Below are 25973 nucleotides of genomic sequence, written 5' to 3'. Positions count from 1 at the left end.
ATGCGGCCGTCCGAACCATGCACAGCACCGGCGGTGGCCCGCGAGGAGCCACCGCCGGCCGTGCCGCCCCGCGCGAGCGCTCAGGAGGGGGCGAGCGCCCGCCGGACGACGTCGACGATCGCGGTCACCGGACCGTGCTCCGCCGTGGTGCCGCTGACGACGACCTGTCCGGGGCTGGACGGGGCGCGGGCCGGGACCGCGATCCAGGTCACGGGCACCGCGTGGCGCGTGCCGTCGGAGTCGAGGACGTCGACGGTGGCCGGCAGCCTGAGCGGGCTCGAGGTGCGGACCGTCCGGTAGACCGTGTCCGCGACCACGAACTCGGCGTCGCTGGCCTCGTAGACCTCGACCGTCTCGTGGAACGTGAGCACGGGCCAGGCGCTGTTCGACCAGTCGATCATCTCCTGCCAGTTCGCGGGCTCCCAGACCAGGACGCCGGCGCCACGGTTGTCGGGCAGGTCGTTCGCGATCCGGAAGACCTCCTGGAGGAAGAGGCCGGCGCCCTCCGCGGTCTTGGGGTAGGGCGAGTTCGGGACCGGGAGGCCGTCCCAGTCGTTCGACTGGTGCGATGTCTCGGCGATCTCCATGGCGTAGCCCGGGTGCGCCGCGGCCACCTGGTGCAGGTTCGCCTCGTAGTGCTCGGGCGTCCCGTGCCAGTCGGGGTAGTAGGAGTGCGCGATCACGTCGATGTCCTGGCCCTTGGCGTTGAGTCGGGTGAGGAACTGGTCCCAGAACTCGAGCGTCTTGTCGACCCGACCGTTGTCGATGATCACGTGGGTCTCCACCGGGATGTCCTCGCCGCGGGCCGCCGCGACATCTCGCACGGCCTTGATGCCCGACGCCTGGAGGGTGGTGAACCGGTCCCAGGCGGCGTCGTAGGCGGCCTGCTCGGCCGGGTCGTCCGAGCCCCAGTAGTCCCAGAGCAGGGCGCCGCCGGGCTGCGAGACGAACGTCGGGTCCTGGTTGAAGAAGCACGTGCCGCACCACGCCGCGTCGTCGAACCACGGCAGCGGACGCTCGCTCCCCCACATGAACCCGTTGATGAGCTCGTTGCCCACCGCGACCTTCTCGGGAGTGGTGCCCTGGGCGACGAGCGCGTCCACCGTCGCGTAGGTGTAGTCGTAGACGGCCTGGGTCAGCTCGTCGAAGGGCAGCTCGCGCCACGCGGTGGGCTTCGCCTGCTTGCTCGGGTCCGCCCACGAGTCGGCGTAGTGCAGGTCAATGCCGAGGCCCATGCCCTGGTCGACGACCTTGCGCGCGACGTCGAGGGTGCGCTCCGGGCCCTGGTACGCAGGCTCGAGGTACTCCCCCGTCCGCTCGTCACGCGGGTCGTTGAAGACGCGCAGGCGGGTGTACTCCATGCCGGCGTCGGCCGCCGCCTCGAGGATCGGCACCGGCGCGGCGCCCTCGTCCACCACATAGGTCAGGCCCTGCGCGTCGTTCTGGTCCGCGTACGAGATGTCCGCGCCCAGCACGACGTCGTCGCGCAGGTAGTTCCACACGGACAGCTCGCTGATGCCGGCGACCGCGCCCGGGGACACGTCGGTGATCGTGACCCGCAGGAAGGCGATCCCGGCGCGTGCGACGAGGTGCTCCTCGCCGCGGCCCGGCCGGTCGTTCCTCTTGCGGTCCACGACCGTCTTCCACCGGTGACCGTCTGCAGACGCCTCGACCACGTACCGGTAGGTGCCGTGCGCGTCGGGGAAGACGAGACCGACCTTCCGGATGTTGTCGTACGCGCCGCCGAGGTCGAGGACGAGCGACTGCCGGCCCTTGCCGCGCGCCGTCCACGCGGTCGTCGGGTCGCCGTCGACGGCGAGTCCCGCACCGGCCTGCGCCGCGGTGGCGCTCACCGTGACCCAGGGCTTCGCGGCGAGGTTGCTGCGGACGGGTGCGAAGTGGACCGTGCCGTCAGGCTCCTCGGCCGGGGCGGGGCCTGCGCTGCCGAGGACGAGGGCGCCCGCCGCGAGGAGGGCGAGCGTGGAGGTTCGGCGTCGACTGATGGGCTGCATGGGACGTCCTTGTCTCATTGGAGTGTGCACGTGCACAGCACTCGGCCACGGTAAGAGCGCGCGAAAGCGCCCGTCAAGATGTCCGCGAATGTCGGGTCACCGTGGGAGCGTGCACAGGCCGGTTCCGAACTCGGGCATCGACTGCGGTGACCTTCGGCGGACACTGTCAGGCAGGCTCCCCTCGAGCGTGCACGACGGCAGGATCCCGCTCGTCAGGACGGGGTCGGCGCAACCCGTGCGGTGCTGGCGCGCACGACGAGCGAGGTCGGCAGCGTGACGGCGGCGGGCTCCCCGCCCTCGATCAGCTCGATCAGCAGGCGCACCATCTCGCCGGCGATACGTTCGAGCGGCTGCCGCATGGTGGTGAGCGGCGGGTCGAGCGTCGCCGCGAGCCCGGAGTCGTCGAAGCCTCCGACCGCGACGTCCTGCGGCACGCGTCTGCCGGCCTCGCGGAGCACCTGCAGGGCGCCCGCGGCCATGAGGTCGGAGCCGACGAAGACCGCGTCGATGTCGGGTCGGCGCTCGAGGAGCGTCCGCATCCCCGCCGCGCCACCGTCGCGCGAGTAGTCGCCGTGAGTCACGAGCGACTCGTCGTAGAGCGACCCGAGCTCGTCGCGGTAGCCCTCCAGCCGGAGCCTCCCCCCGGGGGTGTCCAGAGGTCCGGTGATCGTCGCGATCCGGGTGCGGCCGATGTCGAGCAGGTGCCGCGTCATCCGCCGCCCGCCGCCGAGGTCGTCGGCGGACACGTAGCCGACGCTGCCCTCGAAGCCGAGCGGGATGCCGCAGGAGATCATCGGGATGCCCTGCCGCACCAGCGCGTCGAGCAGGTGGTTGCCGCTGTGCGACGAGATCGCGAGGACGCCGTCGACGTGCCCGGCGCCGACGTAGGACGAGACCTGCTTCTGCTCCTCGGGGGTGCCCGCGACCATGAGCAGGAGCGGCATGCCGCGTGCGGCCAGCGCCCGGGCGGCTCCCCGCAGAAGGATCGAGAAGTTCGGGTCCTCGAACAGCAGGTGCTGGGGTTCGGTGAGCAGGAACGCCACCGAGTTCGACCGTCCGGTGACCAGGCTGCGCGCGTGCTGGTTGGCGGAGTAGCCGGTGGTCCGGATCGCCTCCTCGACGGCCGCGAGCGCGTCCGGGGACACCCAGTGCCCACCGTTGATGACGCGCGAGACCGTGCCCCGGGACACGCCCGCCGCAGCCGCGACGTCACGGATCGTCGGGCGCTTGCGCGGCGCGGGCGTCGGTCCCATCGCACGAGACTCTAGGGGAACGGGGGCACCGGCTCCGTGCAGCGCACGGGACATGGGCGCGTCCGTCGACGAGGCGCCTACCAGGTCCAGCGCACGCGCAGCTGCCCGTCCAGCAGCCGGCGCTGCGCTGCCCGGCCGGCGTCGCTGAGAAAGCGCATCATCCGCAGGTCGGTGCTGGGCTCGAGCTCGTCGTCCTCGAGGGTGCCGCCGGGGCAGGCGACCCACCCGAACCGGGCATAGAACGGCTCGTACTGCGGCTCGCAGAAGAGCGCCGCGACGTCGGCGTCACCCCCGTCGAGCACCTGGTTTGCGGCGTGCAGCACCGCGGAGGCGTGTCCCTCCCCGCGGTGCGGCGGGGAGGTGAGGACGGAGGCGACACCGGCGAGACGCAGTCCGGTGCGGTGGACGTCGTCGGGCACGCGCAGGACGATCGCGTGGGAGACCAGGACCCCGGCGTGGCGCACGACGAGATGCACGGGGTCCACGTCGTGGTCGAACGGGCGGTCGATCCACCGCAGGCCGCCGTCGAACAGCGACGGCCACTCGCAGCGCATGAGCGTCACCACCTGCCACGTGATCGAGGCAGGTACGTCGTGGGTGCCGAGCACCTCGACGCTCAGCGGAGCGGCGATGTCCATGCGCAGGACACTAGTAGCGGACGGCTCAGGCGATCCCGTCCCGCGAGCTCGTCGGCCCAGGCTGGGATCCGGCTCCCCCTGCAGCCGCATAATCCTCGGCGTGGCACTCACCGCCGCGATCGCGCAGCTCTCCTCAACAGCCTCCCTGCGTTCTTCCGCGAGCTGTTCGCGGCCGACCTCCCGAAGAGGAAGCAGACCGCCGTCATGGCGGCGCCGCAGCGCCCCGCCGCACTGTCAGCCCTGTTCACCCCGTCGGGCGAGCCAGCGTGGAAGACGATCCCGAGCTGGTACCTGGTCGCATCACAGGACCACACGATCCCGCCCGAGGCGGAACGGGCCATGGCCGAACGCGCGGGCGCGACCACTATCGAGATCAACAGCTCGCACGTCGCGATGATGAGCCACCCGCGCGACGTGGCCGCCCTGATCCTCGTCGCCGCGAAGTAGCGCTTGCGACGGGCCCCGCGCCGAGATTGTGGCACGTCGTCGCGGGTTGCTTGGAGCCGCGGACGGGCACGCGCGCGGGCACACCGTCCAGGCGGACATCGGACAGCAACCTCGGAATCAGGGCACAGCACGCTCGCGCTCGAGTAGGTCCACGACCATGTCGTTGATGTGGTCGCGCAGCGGGCGGATGCCGTCGACGTCCCAGGTGGCCGGGTCGGGCAGGGGCCAGACCACGATGCGTCCGTGGGTTGGCAGGTCGAGGCCGGGCTTGAGCGCGACGATCACGTCCGCCTGCACGGCGAGATCAGCGGTCAGGAGCCGCGGAACCTCACTGCTGCTGTCGATCCCGACCTCGGCCAGGGAGGCGAGCACGGTCGCGCTCACTGCGGCGTCGGGGTCGGTGCCGGCGGAGATCACGGTGACGTCGGAGCCGGCGCGCGCGGCCGCCAGACCGGCCGCGAGCTGGGACCGGCCGGCGTTGTGGACGCAGACGAACAGGATCGTGGTCATGCGGATGCTCCCGTGGATCGGTGACGACGGACCCAGTCCTGGGTGGCCATCTGAATGGCGTCCCACGGCGAGCCGAGGGGTGGCGTGTAGGACAGGTCGAGCTCGCTGACGGCCTCGACGCTCATCTCGTGGAAGAGCGCGGTGGCCAGGGTGTCGACGCGCTTGGTGGTCTGCGTGGTCAGCCCACCGACGAGCTGGGCGCCGAGCAGCCGACCGGTGGTGGCGTCGCCGGTGACGCGGACGGAGATCGGTTGCGCTCCGGGGTAGTACCGCTTGTGGTCGTCGGGGGTGGACTGCGTCGTCAAGGTCACATGACCGGCCTCGGCGGCGTCGCGGTCGCGCAGTCCGGTGCGGGCTGCAACGAGGTCGAACACCTTCACCACCTGGGTGCCCAGACTTCCGGCGTAGCGGGCGGACCGGCCGAGGGCGTTCTCCCCGGCGACCCGTCCCTGTTTGTGGGCGGTGGTCCCGAGAGGGAGGTACGTGCGGCCGAGGAGCCGGTGGTGGGTGATCACGCAGTCCCCCGCCGCCCACACGGCGTCGAGGTTCGTGCGCATGTCCGGTCCGACGTCGACCGTCCCCCCAGGCCCGGTGGAGGCGCCCGCCGCGACGAGGAGCTCCGCGTCGGGACGGACGCCCGCGACTCCCGACGAATCTATGAACTCTCCCGCGAGGTGGTCGACTTCCAGCGGGCAGTTCGCCCGCTCGGCGCGATGCTCGCCGCGCTCGACGCCGGCTCGTCCAAGTACGGCGTCGACGAGGAGCAGCAGCGCTACCTTCGGGACGTCGCTGACCACGTCACCGAGGTGGACGAGCGCATCGAGTCGTTCCGGATCGCGCTTCGCGACATCCTGACGGTCAACGCCACGCTCGTCGCGCAGCGGCAGAACGAGGAGATGAAGACCCTCTCCGAGGCGAGCAACGCCCAGAACGAGGAGGTCAAGAAGATCTCCGCATGGGCCGCGATCCTGTTCGCGCCGACCCTGATCGGCACCGTCTACGGGATGAACTTCGACCTGATGCCCGAGCTGCACCGGACGTGGGGATACCCGTTCGCCCTCGTCCTGATGGGCGCCGTGAGCGTCACGTTGTACCTGGTCTTCAGAGCGCGCCACTGGATCTAGGACGGGGAGTTGCACTCGAGCTGATCGTGGTCGTGCTCTTGATAGGCACCTACAGGCCGAGGTCGCGGCTGGTGGTGATGGTGAGGGCTTCCATGGGTCGGACGTAGTGCTCGATGAGGACCTTGAGGTGGCGGTGCCGGGTCTGGGCGGCGATCCGGTCCAGGGGGACGCCGGCGGCTGCGGCGGTGATGGCGTGCCCGGCGCGCAGGGATTGGCCGGTGATGTTCGGGGCGGGTAGCCCGGCGGCGCGGGCGCGCCGGGTGACGATCTTGGCGGTGGCGGAGATCGGGCCGCGGGCTTCCCACTCAATGTCCAGTGGCCACGTCAGGCTCCTGTGTTCAGGATCCCGGCGTGGCCTCTGACCAGCACTTTCGGTGGAGCTGAGGGGATTCGAACCCCTGACCCCCTGCATGCCATGCAGGTGCGCTACCAGCTGCGCCACAGCCCCGCGACCCCCCGAGGGGAGTCACTCACGCCCGTAGGCGCTCGGAGAGTTTAGAACGAACGCGGGCCCAAACGCTAATCGGGGTCCCGCGTCTCGGCGTCGGCGTCGGACTCGTGCGTGGTGTCGGGTCCGGCGTTCCAGTCGCTCGACGCGTCCGTGGGCCCCAGGTTGTAGCCGACCATCCGCCACGGAGGGGCGAAGTCACCGCGGGTGGCGACGAGCTCGGTCCAGTGGACGTTGAGCATGCCCGTGAAGCCGTGCCAGTCGGTCGGCATGCCGAGCAGGTCGCCGACCGCGCAGCTGATCGCGGAGCCGTGGGAGACGACGACGAGGGTGTCGTCCGCACCCAGCGCCTCGGCGTGCTCGAGGATCCCCTCCCGCACGCGGTGCGCGACCTCCGCGCGAGTCTCGGCGCCGACGCCCTCCGGCTGTCCGCCGGCTCGCCAGACGGCGAACTCGTCGGCCCAGTCCCGCCGCAGGTCGTCGCCCGTGAGGCCCTCCCACAGGCCGAACGCGCGCTCGCGCAGCCGGGCGTCGACGACGAGGTCGAGGCCCGTCGCGCGCGCGAGGAAGCTCGCCGTCTCGTGCGCGCGGCTGAGGTCCGACGTGACGATCACCGTCGGCTCGTGCCGGGTGAGCAGCCGGGCGGCAGCCGTACGCGCCTGCCAGCGGCCCACGGCGTCCAGCGGGATGTCGACCTGGCCCTGCAGCCGCGCCTCGGAGTTGTACGCGGTCCGGCCGTGCCGGACCAGGAGCAGCCGCCCCGCCGTCACGCGTCGGTGCCCTCGTCGGTCCCCCGCGCGTCAGCGGGGAGATCGATCACGGGGCAGTCCTTCCACAGCCGCTCGAGGGCGTAGTACACCCGGTCCTCCGCGTGCTGGACGTGCACCACGACGTCGCCGAAGTCGACGAGGACCCAGCGGCCGGCAGCCTTGCCCTCGCGCCGGATCGGCTTGGCGCCGAGCTTGAACAGCGACTCCTCGACGGCGTCGACGATGGCGCCGACCTGCCGCTCGTTGGTGCCGGACGCGATGAGGAAGACGTCGGTGAGCACGAGCTGCTCGCTGACGTCGAGCGCGATGATCTCCTCGGCCTTGATGTCGGACGCGGCACGAGCGGCCGCCACGGCCAGCTCGATCGCTCGTTCGGTCGCAGCCACAGGTCTCCTAGGTTCGGGTCAGGCAGGTCCGGCCGACAGGCCGGTCGTCGAGTGGGTGACGGGGGCCGCGGCGGTGGAGCCGGGGTCGTCCTCCGTGGTGTTGCTGAGCAGGAGCACGATGAGGAAGCCCAGCACGAACGCCACGAGCGCGAGCACGATGAGGTGCAGCCACGTGTACGGGTGCCGGGGGCGCTCCTCGTCGTCCTCGTCGTCGTAGTCGTCGTCGTCCTCGTCCCGCGCGGCGCCGGAACGCACCGGGTCCGGGGGGCCGCCCAGGGGCGCGCCGAACACCGGAGCCGCGGGCTCGCCGCCTGCGCGGGGAGCGGGGACCGTGCCGGACGACAGGCCCGTGGGGGCCCAGGCGCCGGGTGCCGCGTCGGGCGCCGGCGCGGTGGGGGCGGAGGCAGCGGACCAGGTGGGCTGGCCCGTCGGCTGACCGGGACGGCTCGTCGCCGGGGCGGCGGGCGTCCGCGCGGACGCGGGCGTCGGCTGCCACGCAGCGGGTTGCGCCGCCGGCGGCTGCGTCGAGGGCTGCTGCCAGGAGGCGGGCGGGGCCGTCGGCGTGGGGGTCGCCGCCGGTTGGGTGCCCCAGGAACCCGCGGACGCGGGCGTGCCACCGGCCCAGCTCGGCCCGTCTCGTCGGGGCGCCGGCGCGGGGGCCGACTGCGGGGTGGGCGTCGGCCGGTCCGGCGGGGTCGGGCGGCTCGCCGGCGGGGTCGGAGCCCAGCCGCCGGTGGAGCCCGGTGCGCCCGGGCCGGTGGGCTCGGGGGCGCGCTGGCCCCACTGGCCCGGCGCGGGCGACGCCGCAGCGGGGCGCGAGATGGCGGGGTTCCCGGGGGCGGCGGCCGGGGGGCGCGCGGCGACGGGGCCTGCTGCGGGGGGCCGCGAGGCGACCGGCAGTGCCGGCGTGGGTGCGCCGGGGCGCTGCCCGGGGGTCGCGGCGGGCGCGGGCGCTGCGGTGGCGGGACGCTGCGCCGCGGCGGGCCGTGCGGGAGCGGCGGCGGGGGGAGCCTGCCGCGGCCCGGCTGCAGGTGCGGGCGCAGCGTTCGTCGCGGGGGCCGACCAGGTGGGGGTGCCGGATCCGGCGGTGCTGGGCCGAGCGCTTGTCGGGTCGAGCGCGGTGTCGCGGATGGAGCGACGGGAGCGGCTGGAGTCGGTCGCCGGTGACGGCGCGGCGGGAGCCGTCCCGCGGGGAGGTGTGTCGTCGCCGCCCTGACCACGCATCGCGCGGCGGGACACCTGACCGGCGCTCGCACCACCCGGGGACGCCGGACCGGCCGCGGACCCGGCGTCGGGTGCGGCACCCGCGACGTCGCCCGTCTCGGGGTTGCGATGGAGCTCGCGGCGACGCCGCCGCTCTCCCGGTTCACTCATGACTGACCTCGATACAACCTGTGCTTGGCGATGTACTGGACGACCCCGTCGGGGACGAGGTACCAGACCGGCTGCCCGGCGCGCTCACGTGCGCGGACATCGGTCGAGGAGATCGCCAGGGCGGGGACCTCCAAGACGTGGACACGATCGGCGGGAAGACCGTCGACCGACAACGCGTGCCCGGGACGGGTGACCGCCACGAACTGCGCCATCGAGAAGAGCTCCTCGGCATCCTTCCACGTCACGATCTGCGCGATGGCGTCCGCACCTGTGATGAAGAAGAGTTCGGCGTCCGGGCGGGCCGCCTTGAGGTCGCGCAGCGTATCCACGGTGTACGTCACACCGGACCTGTCCACATCGACCCGACTCACGGTGAATCGCGGGTTCGACGCCGTCGCGATGACGGTCATGAGGTACCGGTGCTCCGGGACGGTGACGTCCTGGTGCAGCTTGAACGTCGGGCGCCCCGTGGGGACGAAGACGACCTCGTCGAGATCGAACCGTGCGGCCACCTCGCTCGCGGCCACCAGGTGACCGTGATGGATGGGGTCGAACGTGCCGCCCATGACGCCCAGGCGTGTGCTGCGCGGCGGCTCCGTCATCGGTCCGGTCCCTCTCGGTACGTCGGTCAGTGGCGCGTCCCGACGCTACGGAAGGCGAACGTGATGAGCAGCATGGCGACGAGACCGACGAACGCTCCGATGCCGAACACCACGGGCGGGAACGGCAGCTCGTTGGTGTGCTCGGCGGCCTCAGCCGCGGCGATCAGGGCAGCATGCACGACATTCCTCCAGGGGTAGGCGGGAGCCAACAGTGTCGCACGCGGGACTGTGGCTTCAGGGTCGGACGTGCCCGTCGCCGTGCACGATCCACTTGGTCGTCGTCAGCTCGCCCAGGCCCATCGGCCCGCGGGCGTGGAGCTTCTGGGTGGAGATGCCGATCTCCGCGCCGAGGCCCAGCTGACCGCCGTCGGTGAACCGCGTCGAGGCGTTCACCATGACCGCGGCGGAGTCCACCTCGGCGACGAACCGCTCCGAGGCGGCGAGGTCCTGCGTGATGATCGCCTCGGTGTGACCCGAGCTCCACTCGCGGATGTGCTCGAGGGCCTCGTCGAGCGAGTCGACCACCCGGACGGCGAGGTCGAGCGACAGGTACTCGGTGGCCCAGTCCTCGTCCGTGGCCGGCACGCAGTCGGCCTCCTCGGGGGCGAGCGCGAGCGTCGTCTCGTCGCCGTGGATGGTGACGCCCGCGTCGGCCAGCATGGCGAGGGCCACCGGGAGGAACTCGTCCGCGACCGCCTGGTGCACCAGCAGCGTCTCGGCGGCGTTGCAGACGCCGACACGCTGGGTCTTGGAGTTGAGCAGGATCGGGATGGCGACAGCGAGGTCCGCGGTCTCGTCGACGTAGACGTGCACGTTCCCCACACCGGTCTCGACGACGGGCACCGTGGACTCGCGCACGACGGTCTGGATGAGGTCCGCTCCCCCGCGGGGAACCAGCAGGTCGACCAGCCCGCGCGCGTGCATGAGCGCGACCGCGCCCTCGCGTCCCCAGGTGTCGATCGACTGCACCAGCGCGCCGGGGAGCCGCTGTGCGACGAGCGCCCTCGACAGGACGTCGACGATGACCTCGTTGCTCGCAGCCGCGGCCGAGCCACCCCGCAGGATGACCGCGTTGCCGCTCTTGAGCGCCAGTCCCGCGGCGTCGACCGTCACGTTCGGACGCGCCTCGTAGATCATGCCGACGACACCCATCGGGACGCGCACCTGCCGCATGCGCAGGCCGTTGGGCAGCGTGGAGCCGCGGACCACCTCACCCACCGGGTCGGGCAGGGCGGCGAGCTCGCGCAGCGCGTCGGCGATGCTCACGATGCGCTCCGGCGTCAGCGCGAGCCGGTCCAGCAGGCCGGCGGAGGTCCCGTTGCTCCGGCCGCGCTCGAGGTCGACCGCGTTGGCCGCGACGATCTCGGGGGTGGCCGCCACGAGGGCGTCCGCCATGCCGCGCAGCGCAGCGTCCTTGGTGGCCCGGGTGGCAGTGGCGAGCGCACGGGACGCGACCTTGGCCCGTTCCGCGACCGCGCGCACCTGTGCGACGACGTCCGGCGTCTCGACGGCGTCCTGCACCGGCTGCTCGAGCGAGGTGGTCATCTGGTCAGGGTAGTCCCGCCTCCGACGCCGACGAGAGACGCGTCCGCCGCCGCGAGCCCGCGGGCGCGCCCCGGGTCGTCCGGGCCCCACAGCGTGGTCGACACCTCGGCACGGACCAGTGGCACGACCTCCTCGGCGAACCGCCGCAGGACGTCCTGCTGCTGCTCGTACGGCAGGACGGGGTTGAGCGAGACGGACTGCAGGTCGTGGCCGTAGGAGCGGTGGTAGTCGAGGATCTTCTCGGCGACCCGCTCCGGCGAGCCGACGAGGGCCGGGCCGCGCTCGACCGCGTCCTCGATGTGCGTGAACGACGACACCTTGCCGGGACGCGTCTCGCCCACGTGCCGGGCGGCCATCCGCGCCGCGAAGCCCTCGTACACCGCGCGGTACTCCTCGGTGGCCTGCTCGGTGGTGTCCGCCAGGAACAGGCCGCCGGAGCCGGAGCCGACGTAGCCGACGGCCGGGTCGAACCCGTTGGCCTCCAGCTGCTCGCGATAGCGGTCGATGAGCACCTGGTAGTTCTCGCGCGGCTGGAGTGCGTTCGCGGAGACGATGGGATCGCCGTGGCGCGCGGCCAGGTCCACGGAGATCGTGCTGGTGGCCGAGCCGTGCCAGATGCGGAACGGGCCGTCGTACGGGCGGGGCAGGGTGGTCGCGTCGGTGAGCGGCGCGTGGAACCGGCCCTCCCAGTCCACGTGCTCCTCGCTCAGCAGGCGCCGGAGCAGCCCGTAGTTCTCCTCGAGGTAGTCGTACTGGTGCGCCAGCTCCAGCCCGAACAGCGGGAAGTGCTTGTCCTCGTTCCCCTTGCCGATGACGATCTCCAGCCGCCCGCGGGAGAGCACGTCGATCGTGGCGTAGTCCTCGGCCACCCGGACCGGGTCGAGCAGGCTCAGCACGGTGACACCGGTGCTCAGCAGGATGCGGTCGGTGGCCTGCGCGAGCGCGCCGAGCAGCACGGTGGGCGACGACGACAGGAAGTCGCCCGCGTGCCGCTCCCCCACGGCGAACGCGTCGAGCCCGAGCTCCTCGGCCAGCACGGCCGTCTCGACGACGCGCTCGAGGCGGGTGGACGGGTCGAGCAGCTCGCCGGTCACCGGGTGGGGGCCGTGCGGGACGATGTCGAGGACCTGGAACTTCACGAGCGTGCTCCTTGCGTCTGGGGTGCGAGGTCGTAGCCGAAGGCCAGCAGGGTGCCGCCGTGCACGACGCGGGTCTCGCGGTCGGGCAGACGGACGAAGCCGAGCTGCTGGTAGAGCGCGTGGGCGCCGGTCATCTGCGGGCCGGAGTTCATGACCACGCGGTCGAGGCCGCGCTGCCGGGCGAGCGCGACGACGTGCTCGGTGAGCAGCACCCCGATCCCCCGCCGGCGGGCGGCAGGGTCGACCGCGAGCAGCCGGAAGTCCAGCTCCCCGTCGCGGCCCAGCTCGGAGATGTGCTCGCCGGGCCGCGGGGTGGCGACCGTGCCGAGCAGCTCGCCGGTCCGGAGGTCCTCGGCCACCCACACCTGGTGCTCGGCGGCCCGCGTGGGGACGTCGGCGAGCGAGGCGCGGTAGTCGTCGGGCAGGTCGTAGTCGTGGCCGTAGGCGTCGACGGTCAGCCGCGCGACGCGGTCGTGCTCGTCGGGCCGCACCAGGCGGATCCGCACGCCGCTCACGAGAAGTACCCCTCGACGTCCAGCACGCCCCCGGCGTCCTCGAAGTCCTGCCGCACGGCTGCGCGCAGCGCCGGGTCCGCCAGGTAGTCCAGCGCCGTGAGCGCGAGCCCGACGGCACCGTCGACCGCGGCCGCGTCCCCGCGCGGGCCGCCGGCGACCTCCGCGAACTCACGCGTGTGCAGCGCGACGTCCGGGTCGCTCACCGCGATCATCGGGTGGATGCCGGGCAGCCGGACGCTCACGTTCCCGAAGTCGGTGGACGCCGCGAGGATCTCCGGCACGACGCCACCTGCCAGGACCGTCCGCCCCTGACCGGCCTGGTGCACCGCCCAGCGCTCGGCGAGCGGCGAGTTGGTGCGCACCGGGAGCGTGAACGGCGCGGCGTCCCACACCAGCTCGGCAGTGGTGCCGGTGGCCAGCGCGGCCCCCTGGGCGATGTCGGCCAGGCGTTCGGACAGGTCCTTGAGCGTGGCGGGGCTCGCGGAACGCACGTAGTACTCGACGGTCGCGCGTTCGGGCACGACGCTCGGCCGCGCACCGCCCTCCAGCACCACGCCGTGCACGCGGTCGCTGGGCGGGATGTGCTGGCGGAGCATCGCGACAGCCTGGTAGTTGAGCGCCACCGCGTCGAGCGCGTTGCGGCCCATGAACGGGCTGGCGGACGCGTGCGCCGCGACCCCGTGATAGGTCACGCGCAGCTGCCGACGGCCCAGGAACGGGTGGTCGACCACGTCGAACCCGAACGGGTGGACCATGATCGCGGCGTCGACACCGTCGAAGAACCCGTTGCGCGCCAGGATCTCCTTGCCGGAGCTCCCCTCCTCGGCCGGGGTGCCCAGCAGCAGCACGCGGCCGGGTAGCTCGAGCCCGTCGGCGACCGCCCGGTGCAGCGCGAGGAACGCCCCCGTGGCCGCGCCCGCGATCAGGTGGTGGCCGCACGCGTGGCCGACGCCCGGCAGCGCGTCGTACTCGGCGAGGATCGCGATCGTGGGTCCGGCATCGGTGCGGACGTCACCGTCGTCGGGACCGGCCGCGGTCAGACCGGCGCGCAGGGCGGTCGACAGCCCGTGCGTGCCCACCGAGGCTGGCACCCCGTGCGCTCGCAGCAGGTCGGCGACCGCGGCCACCGAACGGACCTCGCGGAACGCCTCCTCCGGGTGCGCGTGGATCGCGTGAGCGACACGAAGGACGTCTCCCTCGCCCGCCTTGGCCGCCGCCTGCACGAGGGCTCGCGAGGGCTCGTCGGCACCCGAGAACGACGACGTCAGCGGCACGAACGCGGCACGTCGACGCTCGGTGAGCGCGTGGAGCTCGTCGAGGAACGCGGTGGACGGGGTGCTCATCCGGCGGGCGCCTCGGCGGGCAGACCCGCGTCCTTCCAGGCCGGGAACCCGCCGTCGACGTGCACGACGTTGCTGAACCCCTTCGCCCGCAGCTCGGCCGCGACCGGTCCGGACCCCCGCACCGAGCCGCAGACGACGACGATCGGCGTGTCCAGGGAGACGACCGGCGCGTGCCGCGTGGCGGCGGTCAGGTCGAACTCCTCGTCGATCGCGTAGCGGTCGCCGACGGTCGCGCCGGGGATGGCGCCGGTGCGGGACCGGCCGGCCTCGCTGCGGACGTCGACGAGGAACGCACCCTCGGCGACGCGCTCGGCGGCCTCGGCGGGGCTGACGAGGGGTGCGAGCGCCGCGGCCTCCTCGAGGCTCAGGTGCTCGGCCGGGGCGCCGGGGCGGGAGGCGGTGTCAGTCATGGTGTTCTCCTTCTCGGGGCCACGGATGGCAGGGCTCCTGACCTGCGCAGGAGGCTCGGCTCCGGGCGCGACGATGTCAACGATCGGGACGGCCTTCTCACATCGCGGGATGTTCCCTGACGGCCCCGGGTCTGCTGAGAAGACGCCTCCTCGGATCCGCGGATCTCGTCTCTGAGGCGGTCGGACGAACAGGACCTTTGACCCCTGCCTCGGCCGGAAGCCCGCCCTACGTTGTTCCATGTACCGGAACTGAGTTCCATCCAGACCAGCATTCCGGCATCGCGCAGCACCAGTGCCCGAGCCTCCATCGAGGATCCCCCCGGGAACGCGCTCACCTCGTGAGCCGAACAAGGAGTGCCAGCTACACGCGAGACAAGGCTGTCTCGATCTGCGCGACCGCGGGCACCTTGCTCGCGCCCCGAGTCTCCAGCCCGGCCGATGACGGCAGGGCGTGCGAGCTCCCATGAGACAGGTGTCCTGTGACCGGAAACATCGTCCTGCCACCGCCCGCGACAGCGGACGGCGTCCTCCCCCCCGTCGACCAGAGGAACCTGCGCCGAGCAGCCTGGGCCGGCGGCATCGGAACCGCGCTCGAGAACTTCGACTTCACGATCTTCGGCACCGCGTCGGCGATCATCTTCAGCAAGATCTTCTTCTCCGACATGGACCCGATCTCCGGGATGCTCGCGTCGTTCGGCGTGCTGTTCGTCGGCTTCGGCGCCCGCCCGCTCGGCGGGATGTTCTTCTCCAAGTACGGCGACCGGCTCGGCCGCAAGTTCGTCATGGTGGCCACGCTGTTCCTCATGGGCACCGCGACATTCGTGATCGGTCTGCTGCCCACCTATGCCATGGTCGGCATCTGGGCGCCGATCCTGCTGCTGATGGCCCGCTTCCTGCAGGGCTTCGGCGCGGGTGCCGAGCAGGCCAGCGGCATCGTGCTGCTGACCGAGACCGCCCCGAAGGGCAAGCGCGGACGCTTCTCGTCGCTGGTGTTCGTCGGTGCTGCCGCGGGTGCCGCGATGGGCGCCGTCGTGTGGATCCTCGTGCAGATGATGCCGGACGAGGCCCTGCTGTCCTACGGCTGGCGCCTGGTCTTCTTCAGCTCGATCTTCGTCACCATCGCGGCCTGGGTCATCCGTCGCAAGGTCAAGGAGTCCCCGGTCTTCGAGGAGCTCAAGGCCGAGGGCGCCATCGAGGCCACGAAGGTCTCACCGGTCGCCGACGTGTGGAAGCACGGCAAGAAGCACCTCGCCCGCGTGTTCTTCATGAACATCGGCGCGAACTCGCACTCGTACATCTACCAGGTCTTCATCGGCGCCTACCTGATCAACTACCTCGACGTCGACTCCAAGCTCATCCCGAAGTTCCTGCTCATCGGCGCCCTGTGCGCCTGCGTGTCCGCCGTCCTGTTCGGCATCCTGTCCGACAAGTTCGGCCGCAAGCGGATGTACCTGATCGTCACGGGGTTCCTCATGCTCTTCGCGGTCCCGGCGTTCCTCATCCTCAACACCGGCAACCTCGTCCTGATCTGCCTGGTCATCGTGGTCGGCTTCATGATCGCCTCGCAGGGCACCGTCGGGGTCCAGGCCGCGTACTTCCCTGAGCTCTTCGGGTCGCGCTACCGCTACGCCGGTGTCGCCCTCGGGCGCGAGTTCTCCTCCGTCTTCGGCGGCGGTCTTGCACCGTTCATCTGCGCCGCACTCATCACCTGGGCCACCGGCTCCTGGTGGCCCGTCGCGGTCTACATGGTCGTGATCATGGGCATCACCTTCGTCACCACCCTGTTCGCCCCCGAGACGGTCGACCGCGACCTGCTGCTCGAAGAGGACGCCTAGCCCCACCGGTCGGTGCCGGGTGCAGGTCGACGATCCGCATCCGGCACGGCCCCCGACTCCCGATCAACCCCTGAGAGGCCTTCCATGGACCAGCGATACGCCACGAGCCCGGAGCACGTGCCCGGGATGGACACCGCCGAGCTCCGCCGGCGCTACCTGGTCCAGGACCTGTTCGTCCCGGGTGAGGTGAAGGCCGTCTACACCCACCACGACCGGATCGTGCTCGCGGGCATCAGCCCCGTCGGCACCCCGCTGGAGCTGGGCTCCTTCCCGGAGATCCGCTCCGACCACTTCTTCGACCACCGCGAGGCCGGCATCGTCAACGTCGGCGGCACCGGGACCGTCTCGGTGGACGGCACGAAGCACGAGCTGACCACGGGCTCCTGCCTGTACGTCGGCCGCGGTGCGCAGGTCGTGTCGTTCGAGGCGACGGACATCGACGGGGACCAGGGGGCGGCGGCGTTCTACCTGATCTCGGCACCCGCCCACACCGCGTACCCGACCACGCTCGTCGAGGCCGGCGAGGGCACCCAGCGCGAGCTCGGCGACCCGCTCACCTCGAACCGCCGCACGCTGAACCAGTACATCCACGAGAACGGCGTCCGCAGCTGCCAGGTGGTCATGGGCGTCACGCGGCTGCACCCCGGCAGCATGTGGAACACCATGCCGGCGCACACGCACGACCGCCGGACCGAGTGCTACCTGTACTTCGACCTCCCGTCCGACGCGCGCGTCATCCACCTCATGGGCGAGCCGACCGAGAGCCGGCACGTCGTGGTCGGCGACCGCGAGGCCGTGATCTCCCCCAGCTGGTCCGTGCACTCGGGCGTCGGCTCCGCGAGCTACTCGTTCGTCTGGGCCATGGCCGGCGAGAACCAGTCGTTCGACGACATGGACGGCTTCCCCATCACCGACCTGCGCTGACCCCACGCACGACGACCCGACGACGAAGGAGAGACGGAACGTGACGACGACGACCGGGACCAGGACGAGCGCGACGGCGAGCGCGAGCGAGAAGACGCTGCTCGTGCTCGAGGCGGCGCTCACGCACTCGCGATTCACCGAGGTGGTGCAGGCCACCGGGCTGGCGAAGGCGACGACGCACCGGATCCTCAGCACGCTCGCGGACCGGCAGTTCATCGCCGTCGCGTCGGACGGCAGCTACCTGCCCGGCCCGAAGATCCTGTCGCTCGCCGGCGTGGCGCTCTCCCGCATCGACATCTCCGCGATCGCCCGCCCCTTCGTCGACGACCTGGTCGCCGCGACGCAGTGCACCGTGCACCTCGGTGCGGTCAACGGCGACGAGATCGTCTACCTGATCCGCGCCGACCCCGACAAGCCGTACGTGATGCCCTCGCGGGTGGGTCTCGCCGTCCCGATGCACTCGACCGGCGTCGGCAAGGTCGTGCTCGCCGACCGGTCCGACGAGGAGCTCGCCCGGTTCGCCGCCCGGGCCGGCCTGCCCGCCCGCACCCCCCACACGATCACCACGCTCGACGCCCTGCAGACCGAGATCGACGCGGTCCGCCGCGCCGGCTACGCCCTCGACCGCGAGGAGAACGTCCCGGGTCTCGGCTGCGTCGCGGCACCCGTGCGCGACCACACCGGGCGCGTCGGGTACGGCGTGAGCATCTCGACCCTGCTGCTCGAGCACACGCTCGAGCAGATCGAGGACATGGCAGCGATGGCCACCGACACGGCCGCGAAGATCTCCGCGGCACTCGGCCACCAGTCCGTCCCGCACATCCCCCCACACCAAGGAGCACGACCGCTATGACGATCGCCAGCTACACGGAGAGCCTGTTCAGCCTCGAGGGGAAGCTCGCGGTCGTCACGGGCGGCAGCCAGGGCATCGGGCTCGCGATCGTCGAGACGCTGGCGCGAGCGGGCGCCGACATCGTCGCGGTCAGCTACGACCTCCCCGAGGGCGCTAGTGCGGCCCGCACCGTGGTGGAGGGCCTCGGCCGCACGTTCACCCCGCTGAAGGCCGACTTCTCGGTGCGCGAGCAGGTCACCGCGCTCGCCGCCGACCTGGCCGGCCGGGACGTCGACGTCCTGGTCAACAACGGCGGCACCATCCGCCGCGCCCCGGCCGCGGAGCACACGGACGAGGACTTCGACTACGTGGTCGACGTGAACCTGCGCTCGACGTTCATCCTGTCCCGCGAGGTCGGTCGGTCGATGATCGCGCGCGGCGGCGGCAAGATCGTCAACACCGCGTCCCTGCTGAGCTTCCAGGGCGGCGTCAACGTGCCCGGGTACACGTCCTCCAAGTCGGCGGTCGCCGGCCTGACCAAGGCCCTCGCCAACGAGTGGGCGCCCCTGGGCATCAACGTCAACGCCGTCGCCCCCGGGTACGTCGCCACGGCCAACACCACGGACCTGCGCGCGGACGCCGAGCGCAGCAAGGCGATCCTCGACCGCATCCCGGCCGGGCGCTGGGCCGACGCGGCCGACATCGCCGGGGCGGTCCTGTTCCTGTGCTCGCACGCCGCGGACTACGTCCACGGCATCACGCTCCCCGTCGACGGTGGATGGCTCGCCCGATGACGGTCTCCGACGTCCGCATCGTCATCACCGAGTGCGACCACGACTCGTTCGCGGCCGAGCACGAGATCGCCGATGCGGCCGGTGCCGAGCTGGTGCTCACGCAGTCGCGGACGTCCGCCGAGCTGGTGGCGCACGCGATCGACGCCGACGCGATCCTCGTCCAGTACGCCCCGATCACCGCGGAGGTGATGGACGCCCTGCCCCGGCTGCGCGTGGTGGGTCGCTACGGCGTCGGGGTCGACTCGGTCGACGTCGCCGCCGCCACCGCGCGCGGGATCGCCGTGTGCAACGTGCCCGACTACGGCACCGAGTCGGTCTCCGACCACGCGATCGGCCTGGCACTCGCGGCCGCTCGCGGTATCCCTCGGCTGGACCGCGGGCTGCGTGCCGGCTCGTTCGACCTGCCGGCGGTCCGACCTCTCTTCCAGACCCGCGGGCGCGTGTTCGGGGTCATCGGGATGGGTCTGATCGGCACGGCCACGGCGCGCAAGGCGGCCGGTCTCGGCTACGAGGTGATCGGCTACGACACCGCCGCCGCACCGGGCGCCCGGTCGTTCCACGGGTTCCCGTCCGTCAGCCTGGACGAGCTGCTCGCCCGTGCGCAGGTCATCTCGTTGCACACCCCGCTCACGGACGTCACCCGCCACCTGATCGGTGCCGCGCAGCTGGCGCGGATGCGGTCGGACGCGATCCTGGTCAACACGAGCCGCGGGGGCGTCGTCGACGTCGACGCGCTGGTGGAGGCCCTGCGCACGGGATCGATCCTCGGGGCGGCGATCGACGTGCACGAGACCGAGCCGCTCCCGCCCGGGCACCCGCTCACCACGTTCGACTCGGTCGTGCTCACCCCGCACCTGGCCTGGTACACGGAGGAGTCGTACGACGAGCTCAAGCGCCGGACGATCGCCAACGCGCTCGACGTCTGCGCCGGCCGCGCACCGCGCGACATCGTCAACCCCGAGGTCCTCGGCGCCCCCGGCCGCAACAACGCGTGCGGGGTGGCGGCATGATCCCGACGACGATGACCGCGGCCTGGTGGCTCGCGGCCGACACGGTCGAGGTCACGCAGGTGCCGGTCCCCGAGGTGCCCGAGGGCTGGGCGCTGGTGAGGATCGCCTACGACGGCGTCTGCGGGACGGACCTGTCCATCCTGCACGGCATGCACCCGCGGGCGGCCGCCCCGCTGATCCTGGGCCACGAGATGTCGGGCTGGGTCGAGACAGCGGGATCCACCGGTCCGCCGGCGGGCACCCTCGTCGTCGTCGAGCCGCTGATCAGCTGCGGCGAGTGCAAGGCGTGCCGGGACGGGCTGACGCACGTGTGCAACCGGCTCGGCCTGTACGGCATCGACGCACCCGGCGCGATGGCGCAGCTCGTCGCGCTCCCGCCCGAGGTGCTGCACGCGGTGCCCGACGGCGTCGACCCGCGCACGGCGACGCTCGCCGAGCCGCTCGCGGTCGCGGTGCACGCCGTCGACCTCTCCGGCATGCAGGCCGGCGACACCGTCGCGGTCTACGGCGCGGGCCCGATCGGCGTTCTCACCGCGCTCGTCGCACGCCACGCCGGAGCGGCGCACGTAGTCGTCACCGAGCCGAGCGCGTGGCGCCGCGAGGTCGCCGCCGGGCTCGGGTTCACCGTCGTCGCGCCGGACTCGACGATGGCGGGGACGCTCGCCCCCCTCACCGGGGGCGAGGGCGCGGACACCACGTTCGACTCCGCCGCTCATCCCACGGTGGCCGCCGAGCTCGCGTCCACCACCCGTGTGCGGGGTCGCATCGTCATCGTCGGCGTCTACAAGCAGCCGACCCCGATCGACCTGCAGGCCATCTGCTTCAAGGAGCAGTCGGTCGTCGGGGTACGCGTCTACACCTCGGCGGACGTCACGCGCGCGATCGAGCTGATCGCCGACGGGCTGCTCGAGGGCTTCCCCACCCGGGCGTTCGCGCTCGACGACGTCGCCGCAGCGTTCGACGCCGCGGCGTCCGGCCAGGACTGCCTCAAGGTCCTGGTCACCCCCCTGCCAGGAAAGGCCGACTCATGAGCACGCCGTTCGATCTGCACGGCCGGACCGCCGCCGTCACCGGGGGCGGGCGCGGCCTCGGCCTCGGCATCTCGACCGCCCTCCTGGAGGCCGGCGCCGACGTCATCGTCTTCGGGCGCAGCGGGCTGCCCGGGGGGCTGGTCGAGCACGCCGCGGCACTCGGGCGCCAGGTCCACCACGCCCCGCTCGACCTCGCCGACCGGGACTTTGTCGCGGAGACGGCAGCGCGGGTGCTCGCCGAGCACCGGGTGGACATCCTGGTCAACAACGCCGGCACGCAGGACCGCCACCCCGCGGTCGACTTCCCCCTCGACGCCTGGGACCGCGTCCTCGACGTGAACCTGCGGGCGGTGTTCCAGCTCTGCCAGCTGTTCGGCCGGCCGATGCTCGAGCGCGGCGAGGGGAAGATCGTCAACCTCGCCTCGCTGCTGAGCTTCCAGGGCGGCCTGACCGTGGCCGCCTACGCCGCGAGCAAGGGCGCTGTCGCACAGCTCACGAAGGCGCTGTGCAACGAGTGGTCCGGCCAGGGCGTGAACGTCAACGCGGTCGCGCCCGGGTACATGGCCACCGAGATGAACGCCGCGCTGCTCGCCGACCCCGCGCGCCTGGAGCAGCTCTCGGCCCGCATCCCCGCCGGACGCTGGGGTCAGCCGGAGGACATCGGCAACGTCGTCGTCTTCCTGGCCTCCGCGGCGTCCTCCTACGTGCACGGACAGGTCCTCGCCGTCGACGGCGGCTGGATGGCCCGCTGAGCTCCCGCACTCCCCCGCAGCACCCCTCCCGATGAAACGAGTCTCGCCATGGACGTCCTGACTGCCCTACGAACCGCGCGCCTGGTGCCGGTGGTCGTGCTCGACGACGCAGCCGACGCCGACGCGCTCGCCGGCGCCCTGGTCGCCGGCGGCCTGCCCGTCGCCGAGGTCACCTTCCGCACCGCCGCTGCCGAGGAGTCGATCCGGGTGATGGCGGGCCGCGGGGACATCCTCGTCGGCGCCGGCACGGTCCTGACGGCCGCCCAGGTCGACCTGGCCGTCGCGGCCGGTGCCCGGTACGTCGTCTCGCCGGGCCTGAGCCGCGCGGTCGTCGAGCGCTGCCAGGAGCTCGGCGTGCTGGCCCTCCCCGGCGCGGTCACCGCGACCGAGGTGCAGGCCGCGCTCGAGCTGGGCCTGACCACCATCAAGTTCTTCCCGGCCGGAACCTCCGGCGGCGCCAAGGCGATCGCTGCCCTCGCCGCCCCGTTCGGTCACGTCGGGGTCGTGCCGACCGGTGGCGTGGGACCGGCGAACCTCGCCGAGTACCTCGCTCTGCCGAGCGTCGTCGCGGTCGGCGGCTCGTGGATGTGCCCGCGCAGCCTCGTCGCGGCCCGCGACGTCGCCGCCATCACCGCGCTCACCGCCGACGCGGTCGCCCTCGCCGGGGCGCAGACCAGGGAGCCCAGCCATGTCTGACCTGACCCTCCGCCCCGCCTCCGAGTGCCGCTACGACGCGGTCTCGCTCGGCGAGGTCATGCTCCGTCTCGATCCCGGTGAGGGTCGCATCCGCACGTCGAGGTCGTTCCAGGTGTGGGAGGGCGGCGGGGAGTACAACGTCGCCCGCGGCCTGCGACGGGCGTTCGGGCTGCGCACCGCGATCGTCACCGCGCTCGCCGACAACGAGGTCGGGCGCCTGGTGGAGGACCTCGTCCTCACCGGCGGCCTGGACACCTCGTTCATCCAGTGGGTGCCCTACGACGGCATCGGCCGCGAGGTCCGCAACGGCCTCAACTTCACCGAGCGCGGCTTCGGGGTGCGCGGCGCCGTCGGCGTCTCCGACCGCGGCCACACCGCGGTCTCGCAGATGAAGCCCGGCGACGTCGACTGGGACCACCTCTTCGGCGAGCTCGGCGTGCGCTGGCTGCACACCGGCGGCATCTTCGCCGCACTCAGCGACTCCGCCGCGCAGACCGTCATCGAGGCGGTCACCGCGGCGAAGAGGCACGGGACCGTCGTGTCGTACGACCTCAACTACCGGCCGAGCCTGTGGAAGGCGATCGGCGGGCAGGCCAAGGCCCAGGAGGTCAACCGGGAGATCGCGCCGTACATCGACGTGATGATCGGCAACGAGGAGGACTTCACCGCCTCGCTCGGCTTCGAGGTCGAGGGCGGGGACGCCACCCTCTCCGAGCTCGAGGTGGACAAGTTCGCCGCCATGATCACCACGGCCGCGGCCGCGTACCCGAACTTCGCGGTCATCGGCACGACGATGCGCACCGTCCGGTCGGCGTCCGTCAACGACTGGGGGGCCCTCGCCTGGTCCCCGTCCACCGGTGTCGTGCAGGCCACGCACCGCGAGCGGCTCGAGATCCTCGACCGCGTGGGCGGCGGTGACTCCTTCGCGTCCGGCCTCATCTACGGCCTGCTCGACGGACAGCCGCTGCAGACCGCCGTCGAGTACGGGGCCGCGCACGGCGCACTGGCCATGACCACCCCGGGCGACACGACGATGGTCACCACGGCCGACGTGCTCAAGCTCGCCGGCGGCGGTGGCGCGCGGGTCGACCGCTAGACCGCCCGCGCGACGGGGATCGCGTCGAGGAGCGCGCGCGTGTGCTCCGCCTGCGGACGGTCGAACAGGTCGGCGGTCGGCCCGGCCTCGACCAGCCTGCCCTGGTGCAGGACCGCCACCGTGTCGCTGATCTGCCGGACGACCGCGAGGTCGTGCGAGATGAGCAGGTAGCTCAGGCCCAGCTCGGCCTGCAGGTCCACCAGGAGCTGGAGGATCTGGCGCTGGACCGAGACGTCCAGCGCCGAGACGGGCTCGTCCAGCACCAGCAGCTCCGGCCGCAGGGCGAGCGCGCGGGCGATGGCGACGCGTTGGCGCTGGCCGCCGGACAGCTCGGCGGCGCCCCGGTCGGCGACCGTCCGCGGCAGCGCCACCTGGTCGAGCAGCTCGAGGGCGCGCCGCGTGCGCTCGGCCCGGTCACCGATCCCGAACGCGTGCAGGGGCTCGGTGATGATCCGCTCCACCGACAACCGGGGGTCCAGCGACGCGTACGGGTTCTGGTAGACGAGCTGGACGCGCCGCCGCAGGGCTCGCAACCGTGCGCCGCTGGTGTGCGTGACGTCCTCGCCGTCGATCCGCACGGTGCCGCTCGTCGGCTCGACCAGCCGCAGCGCGATCCGGGCCAGGGTCGACTTGCCCGACCCCGACTCCCCCACGACGCCGAGCGTGGTCCCCCGGGCCAGCCCGAGCGTGACGTCGTCGACCGCGCGGAACGGCGCCCGCCCCACGCGAAACTCCTTGGTCACGTGCTCGAGGCGCAGCACGTCCCCCGGCGGACCGGCGGGTGCCACGACCGGGCGGCGGGGCGCCAGGCGCGCGCCGTGCAGCGACGGGGCGGCCTCGAGCAGCTGTCGGGTATACGCGTGCGTGGGCGCGTGGAGGACCCGGGCCGTCGGCCCCTCCTCGACCACCAGTCCGTGCTGCATGACGACGATCCGGTCCGCGCGCTCGGCGGCCACCCCCAGGTCGTGCGTGATGAACAGGACGGACGTGCCGTGCTCGGCGGTGACCTCGGCCAGGTGGTCCAGCACGGTGCGCTGCACGGTCACGTCGAGGGCCGACGTCGGCTCGTCGGCGATCACCAGGTGCGGGCTGCACGCGAACGCGATGCCGATGAGGACACGCTGGCGCATGCCGCCCGACAGCTCGTGCGGGTACTGCCGGGCGCGCAGCTCCGGGTCGGTGATCCCGGACCGGGCGAGGATCTGGACCGCCTGCGCCGCGGCGGACCGCCGGTCGGCGAGCCCGTGCGTGCGCAGCACCTCGGCGATCTGCTCGCCGATCCGCTTGACGGGGTTGAGCGACACGGTCGGGTCCTGCGGCACCAGCCCGACGGACCGGCCGCGGACACGCTGCAGCTGCTTCTCGGACCAGCCGGCCAGGTCCTCACCGCCCAGGAGCACGCGCCCGCCGGTGATCGACCCCCCACGGGGCAGCAGCCCGATCACCGCGTGCGCCAGCGTGCTCTTGCCGGAGCCGGACTCGCCGACCACGGCGACGACCTCCCCGGCGTCGATGCGCAGGTCGACGCCCCGCACGGCGGGCACGTCCTCGTGGCGGGTGCGGTAGGTGACCTGGAGGCCCTCGACCTGCAGGACGGGGGCGGTCATCGGGTCCGCCCGTCGCGGTCCAGCGCGCGGCTCAGCCGGTTCGCCGCCAGCACCACGGCGATCACCACCAGGCCCGGCATCGTGGTGAGCCACCAGGCGGTGGCCAGGAAGTTGCGGCCGTCGGAGATCAGGGAGCCCCACTCGGGCGCGGGGGGCGGGGCGCCGTAGCCCAGGAAGCTCAGCGCGGACACCGCGAGGACCGCGCTGCCCAGCTCGAGCGCGGCGAGCACGAGCACCGGCCCGAGCGAGTTGGGCAGGACGTGCCGGTGCAGCGTGGTCCACCAGCGCACGCCGCTCACCCGCGCGGCCTCGACATAGGCCGAGCCGCGCACCCGCACCACGTCGGCGCGGATCAGGCGGGCGAACGCGGCGACCGCGGAGATCCCGACCGCGAGCGCGACCTTGAGCGTGCCGAAGCCGAGCGCCGTGACGATCGCCATCGCGAGGAGCAGCCCGGGGATGGCCAGCAGGACGTCGACCAGCCGCATGACGACGTCGTCGAACCGTCCCCCGACGAACCCGGAGAGCAGCCCGACCAGGGAGCCCACGACGAGCCCGATCAGCACGGCCAGCGCGGTGGCGGACAGCGAGATCGCCGCACCGTGAACCACGCGGGTGTAGATGTCGCGGCCCAGCTGGTCGGTGCCGAAGACGTGCCCGGGCCCGGGCGCCAGCAGCCGGTCCGCGGCGATCACCTGCGTCGGGTCCGCCGGCGCGAAGGCCGACGGCAGCACCGCCCAGCCGAGGACGAGCCCCAGCACCAGGAGCGCGAGGACGAGTCCCGGGGCGATCCGTCGTCGACGGCGGCGGGCGGGCGCGGGTGCCGCCGCGACGACGGGTTCGGTCGCCGGCGGGGCCAGCAGTGCGAGGTCGGTCACGG

The 25973-nt window shown here is 72.5% G+C and carries 28 protein-coding genes and 1 tRNA gene; 11 read left to right on the top strand and 18 right to left on the bottom strand.

All coding sequences use genetic code 11. The annotated features are described in order from the left end of the window. Positions 1-80 precede the first annotated feature (80 nt). The 3 genes from ASD18_RS09885 to ASD18_RS09875 all read right to left on the bottom strand — a co-directional run bounded on the left by ASD18_RS09885 (position 81) and on the right by ASD18_RS09875 (position 3903). Entirely contained in the window at positions 81-2012 is a 1932-nt protein-coding gene (locus ASD18_RS09885; protein WP_056089991.1) for a glycosyl hydrolase 53 family protein, read from the bottom strand. Between the two features lie 212 nt (positions 2013-2224). Then, positions 2225-3265 (bottom strand): LacI family DNA-binding transcriptional regulator, encoded by a 1041-nt coding sequence (locus tag ASD18_RS09880; protein WP_056089988.1) that lies wholly within the window; start codon positions 3263-3265, stop codon positions 2225-2227. Positions 3266-3342: 77 nt separating this feature from the next. Next, positions 3343-3903 (bottom strand): GNAT family N-acetyltransferase, encoded by a 561-nt coding sequence (locus tag ASD18_RS09875; protein WP_056089985.1) that lies wholly within the window; start codon positions 3901-3903, stop codon positions 3343-3345. On the opposite strand from ASD18_RS09875, the gene ASD18_RS21525 reads away from it, so the two are divergent. Then, entirely contained in the window at positions 3859-4350 is a 492-nt protein-coding gene (locus ASD18_RS21525; protein ID WP_235522313.1) for an alpha/beta fold hydrolase, read from the top strand. The two genes, ASD18_RS09875 and ASD18_RS21525, sit on opposite strands and share 45 nt — an antisense overlap. A gap of 117 nt (positions 4351-4467) precedes the next feature. Here ASD18_RS21525 and ASD18_RS09865 read toward each other — a convergent pair whose 3' ends face one another. After that, entirely contained in the window at positions 4468-4860 is a 393-nt protein-coding gene (locus ASD18_RS09865; protein ID WP_056089980.1) for a low molecular weight phosphatase family protein, read from the bottom strand. Next, entirely contained in the window at positions 4857-5519 is a 663-nt protein-coding gene (locus ASD18_RS21520) for an FAD-dependent oxidoreductase (protein ID WP_235522380.1), read from the bottom strand. Before ASD18_RS21520 ends, ASD18_RS09865 begins: the two co-directional genes overlap by 4 nt. Between ASD18_RS21520 and ASD18_RS21515 the strand changes: the two genes are divergently transcribed. After that, positions 5514-5984 (top strand): CorA family divalent cation transporter, encoded by a 471-nt coding sequence (locus ASD18_RS21515; RefSeq protein WP_369817282.1) that lies wholly within the window; start codon positions 5514-5516, stop codon positions 5982-5984. The two genes, ASD18_RS21520 and ASD18_RS21515, sit on opposite strands and share 6 nt — an antisense overlap. Before the next feature lie 375 nt (positions 5985-6359). Here ASD18_RS21515 and ASD18_RS09850 read toward each other — a convergent pair. The 11 genes from ASD18_RS09850 to ASD18_RS09805 form a co-directional block, all read right to left on the bottom strand. Then, a tRNA-Ala gene (locus ASD18_RS09850) sits at positions 6360-6432 on the bottom strand. Positions 6433-6503: 71 nt separating this feature from the next. Further along, positions 6504-7202 (bottom strand): histidine phosphatase family protein, encoded by a 699-nt coding sequence (locus tag ASD18_RS09845; RefSeq protein ID WP_056089976.1) that lies wholly within the window; start codon positions 7200-7202, stop codon positions 6504-6506. Beyond that, on the bottom strand, positions 7199-7588 hold the full coding sequence (rsfS, locus tag ASD18_RS09840; protein WP_056089975.1) for a ribosome silencing factor: 390 nt from the start codon (positions 7586-7588) through the stop codon (positions 7199-7201). The genes ASD18_RS09845 and rsfS overlap by 4 nt, the downstream gene beginning before the upstream one ends. Positions 7589-7606: 18 nt before the next feature. Then, positions 7607-8962, bottom strand: coding sequence for a hypothetical protein (locus ASD18_RS21025; protein WP_156387926.1), 1356 nt, complete (start codon positions 8960-8962; stop codon positions 7607-7609). Continuing rightward, positions 8959-9564 (bottom strand): nicotinate-nucleotide adenylyltransferase, encoded by a 606-nt coding sequence (nadD, locus tag ASD18_RS09830; RefSeq protein WP_082573727.1) that lies wholly within the window; start codon positions 9562-9564, stop codon positions 8959-8961. The genes ASD18_RS21025 and nadD overlap by 4 nt, the downstream gene beginning before the upstream one ends. Before the next feature lie 26 nt (positions 9565-9590). Beyond that, positions 9591-9743 (bottom strand): hypothetical protein, encoded by a 153-nt coding sequence (locus ASD18_RS21325; protein WP_186814759.1) that lies wholly within the window; start codon positions 9741-9743, stop codon positions 9591-9593. Positions 9744-9798: 55 nt separating this feature from the next. Beyond that, positions 9799-11109, bottom strand: coding sequence for a glutamate-5-semialdehyde dehydrogenase (locus tag ASD18_RS09825; RefSeq protein WP_056089967.1), 1311 nt, complete (start codon positions 11107-11109; stop codon positions 9799-9801). Next, a complete protein-coding gene (locus tag ASD18_RS09820) occupies positions 11106-12248 on the bottom strand; it encodes an LLM class flavin-dependent oxidoreductase (protein ID WP_056089965.1) in 1143 nt (380 codons plus the stop codon). Before ASD18_RS09820 ends, ASD18_RS09825 begins: the two co-directional genes overlap by 4 nt. Then, the gene (locus ASD18_RS09815) at positions 12245-12763 is read right to left on the bottom strand and encodes a GNAT family N-acetyltransferase (protein WP_056089962.1); all 519 of its coding nucleotides are present in this window, start codon (positions 12761-12763) and stop codon (positions 12245-12247) included. The genes ASD18_RS09820 and ASD18_RS09815 overlap by 4 nt, the downstream gene beginning before the upstream one ends. After that, positions 12760-14106 (bottom strand): M20 family metallopeptidase, encoded by a 1347-nt coding sequence (locus tag ASD18_RS09810; RefSeq protein ID WP_056089957.1) that lies wholly within the window; start codon positions 14104-14106, stop codon positions 12760-12762. Before ASD18_RS09810 ends, ASD18_RS09815 begins: the two co-directional genes overlap by 4 nt. Continuing rightward, the gene (locus ASD18_RS09805) at positions 14103-14516 is read right to left on the bottom strand and encodes a rhodanese-like domain-containing protein (protein ID WP_056089955.1); all 414 of its coding nucleotides are present in this window, start codon (positions 14514-14516) and stop codon (positions 14103-14105) included. The genes ASD18_RS09810 and ASD18_RS09805 overlap by 4 nt, the downstream gene beginning before the upstream one ends. 479 nt (positions 14517-14995) lie before the next feature. On the opposite strand from ASD18_RS09805, the gene ASD18_RS09800 reads away from it, so the two are divergent. From ASD18_RS09800 to ASD18_RS09760, 9 genes are all read left to right on the top strand, one after another. After that, positions 14996-16351, top strand: a complete 1356-nt coding sequence (locus ASD18_RS09800; protein WP_200938509.1) for an MFS transporter — start codon at positions 14996-14998, stop codon at positions 16349-16351. An 84-nt stretch (positions 16352-16435) separates the two neighbouring features. Beyond that, positions 16436-17275, top strand: coding sequence for a 5-dehydro-4-deoxy-D-glucuronate isomerase (gene kduI / locus ASD18_RS09795; protein WP_056089953.1), 840 nt, complete (start codon positions 16436-16438; stop codon positions 17273-17275). A gap of 40 nt (positions 17276-17315) precedes the next feature. Continuing rightward, positions 17316-18128 (top strand): IclR family transcriptional regulator, encoded by an 813-nt coding sequence (locus tag ASD18_RS09790; RefSeq protein ID WP_056089950.1) that lies wholly within the window; start codon positions 17316-17318, stop codon positions 18126-18128. Continuing rightward, positions 18125-18901 carry an SDR family oxidoreductase gene (locus tag ASD18_RS09785; RefSeq protein WP_056089947.1) on the top strand — a complete coding sequence of 259 codons (777 nt, stop codon included), beginning with the start codon at positions 18125-18127 and terminating at the stop codon, positions 18899-18901. The genes ASD18_RS09790 and ASD18_RS09785 overlap by 4 nt, the downstream gene beginning before the upstream one ends. After that, positions 18898-19911, top strand: coding sequence for a C-terminal binding protein (locus ASD18_RS09780; protein WP_056091984.1), 1014 nt, complete (start codon positions 18898-18900; stop codon positions 19909-19911). The genes ASD18_RS09785 and ASD18_RS09780 overlap by 4 nt, the downstream gene beginning before the upstream one ends. After that, positions 19908-20942 (top strand): zinc-binding dehydrogenase, encoded by a 1035-nt coding sequence (locus tag ASD18_RS09775; RefSeq protein ID WP_162251735.1) that lies wholly within the window; start codon positions 19908-19910, stop codon positions 20940-20942. The genes ASD18_RS09780 and ASD18_RS09775 overlap by 4 nt, the downstream gene beginning before the upstream one ends. Beyond that, positions 20939-21694, top strand: a complete 756-nt coding sequence (locus ASD18_RS09770; protein ID WP_056089941.1) for an SDR family oxidoreductase — start codon at positions 20939-20941, stop codon at positions 21692-21694. The genes ASD18_RS09775 and ASD18_RS09770 overlap by 4 nt, the downstream gene beginning before the upstream one ends. Positions 21695-21742: 48 nt before the next feature. Next, positions 21743-22390 (top strand): bifunctional 4-hydroxy-2-oxoglutarate aldolase/2-dehydro-3-deoxy-phosphogluconate aldolase, encoded by a 648-nt coding sequence (eda, locus tag ASD18_RS09765; RefSeq protein WP_056089938.1) that lies wholly within the window; start codon positions 21743-21745, stop codon positions 22388-22390. Next, positions 22383-23486 (top strand): sugar kinase, encoded by a 1104-nt coding sequence (locus ASD18_RS09760; protein WP_056089935.1) that lies wholly within the window; start codon positions 22383-22385, stop codon positions 23484-23486. Before eda ends, ASD18_RS09760 begins: the two co-directional genes overlap by 8 nt. Here ASD18_RS09760 and ASD18_RS09755 read toward each other — a convergent pair. Further along, the gene (locus ASD18_RS09755; protein ID WP_056089931.1) at positions 23483-25093 is read right to left on the bottom strand and encodes an ABC transporter ATP-binding protein; all 1611 of its coding nucleotides are present in this window, start codon (positions 25091-25093) and stop codon (positions 23483-23485) included. The two genes, ASD18_RS09760 and ASD18_RS09755, sit on opposite strands and share 4 nt — an antisense overlap. Next, positions 25090-25971: an ABC transporter permease gene (locus tag ASD18_RS09750; protein WP_056089927.1), complete on the bottom strand. Its 882-nt coding sequence runs from the start codon at positions 25969-25971 to the stop codon at positions 25090-25092. The genes ASD18_RS09755 and ASD18_RS09750 overlap by 4 nt, the downstream gene beginning before the upstream one ends. Positions 25972-25973 lie beyond the last annotated feature (2 nt).

The sequence above is a fragment of the Cellulomonas sp. Root137 genome, assembly GCF_001426725.1.
In the GTDB taxonomy this organism is placed as follows: Bacteria; Actinomycetota; Actinomycetes; order Actinomycetales; family Cellulomonadaceae; genus Cellulomonas.
This window is presented reverse-complemented; position numbering and strand designations above follow the sequence as displayed.

What these genes read in the sequence shown, in the direction of transcription:
- ASD18_RS09885 (WP_056089991.1), bottom strand. Translation starts at nt 2,012, where the DNA reads ATGCAGCCCATCAGTCGACGCCGAACCTCCACGCTCGCCCTCCTCGCG.
- ASD18_RS09880 (WP_056089988.1), bottom strand. Translation starts at nt 3,265, where the DNA reads ATGGGACCGACGCCCGCGCCGCGCAAGCGCCCGACGATCCGTGACGTC.
- ASD18_RS09875 (WP_056089985.1), bottom strand. Translation starts at nt 3,903, where the DNA reads ATGGACATCGCCGCTCCGCTGAGCGTCGAGGTGCTCGGCACCCACGAC.
- ASD18_RS09865 (WP_056089980.1), bottom strand. Translation starts at nt 4,860, where the DNA reads ATGACCACGATCCTGTTCGTCTGCGTCCACAACGCCGGCCGGTCCCAG.
- ASD18_RS21025 (WP_156387926.1), bottom strand. Translation starts at nt 8,962, where the DNA reads ATGAGTGAACCGGGAGAGCGGCGGCGTCGCCGCGAGCTCCATCGCAAC.
- nadD (WP_082573727.1), bottom strand. Translation starts at nt 9,564, where the DNA reads ATGACGGAGCCGCCGCGCAGCACACGCCTGGGCGTCATGGGCGGCACG.
- ASD18_RS09825 (WP_056089967.1), bottom strand. Translation starts at nt 11,109, where the DNA reads ATGACCACCTCGCTCGAGCAGCCGGTGCAGGACGCCGTCGAGACGCCG.
- ASD18_RS09810 (WP_056089957.1), bottom strand. Translation starts at nt 14,106, where the DNA reads ATGAGCACCCCGTCCACCGCGTTCCTCGACGAGCTCCACGCGCTCACC.
- ASD18_RS09805 (WP_056089955.1), bottom strand. Translation starts at nt 14,516, where the DNA reads ATGACTGACACCGCCTCCCGCCCCGGCGCCCCGGCCGAGCACCTGAGC.
- kduI (WP_056089953.1), top strand. Translation starts at nt 16,436, where the DNA reads ATGGACCAGCGATACGCCACGAGCCCGGAGCACGTGCCCGGGATGGAC.
- ASD18_RS09785 (WP_056089947.1), top strand. Translation starts at nt 18,125, where the DNA reads ATGACGATCGCCAGCTACACGGAGAGCCTGTTCAGCCTCGAGGGGAAG.
- ASD18_RS09780 (WP_056091984.1), top strand. Translation starts at nt 18,898, where the DNA reads ATGACGGTCTCCGACGTCCGCATCGTCATCACCGAGTGCGACCACGAC.
- ASD18_RS09775 (WP_162251735.1), top strand. Translation starts at nt 19,908, where the DNA reads ATGATCCCGACGACGATGACCGCGGCCTGGTGGCTCGCGGCCGACACG.
- ASD18_RS09770 (WP_056089941.1), top strand. Translation starts at nt 20,939, where the DNA reads ATGAGCACGCCGTTCGATCTGCACGGCCGGACCGCCGCCGTCACCGGG.
- eda (WP_056089938.1), top strand. Translation starts at nt 21,743, where the DNA reads ATGGACGTCCTGACTGCCCTACGAACCGCGCGCCTGGTGCCGGTGGTC.
- ASD18_RS09760 (WP_056089935.1), top strand. Translation starts at nt 22,383, where the DNA reads ATGTCTGACCTGACCCTCCGCCCCGCCTCCGAGTGCCGCTACGACGCG.
- ASD18_RS09755 (WP_056089931.1), bottom strand. Translation starts at nt 25,093, where the DNA reads ATGACCGCCCCCGTCCTGCAGGTCGAGGGCCTCCAGGTCACCTACCGC.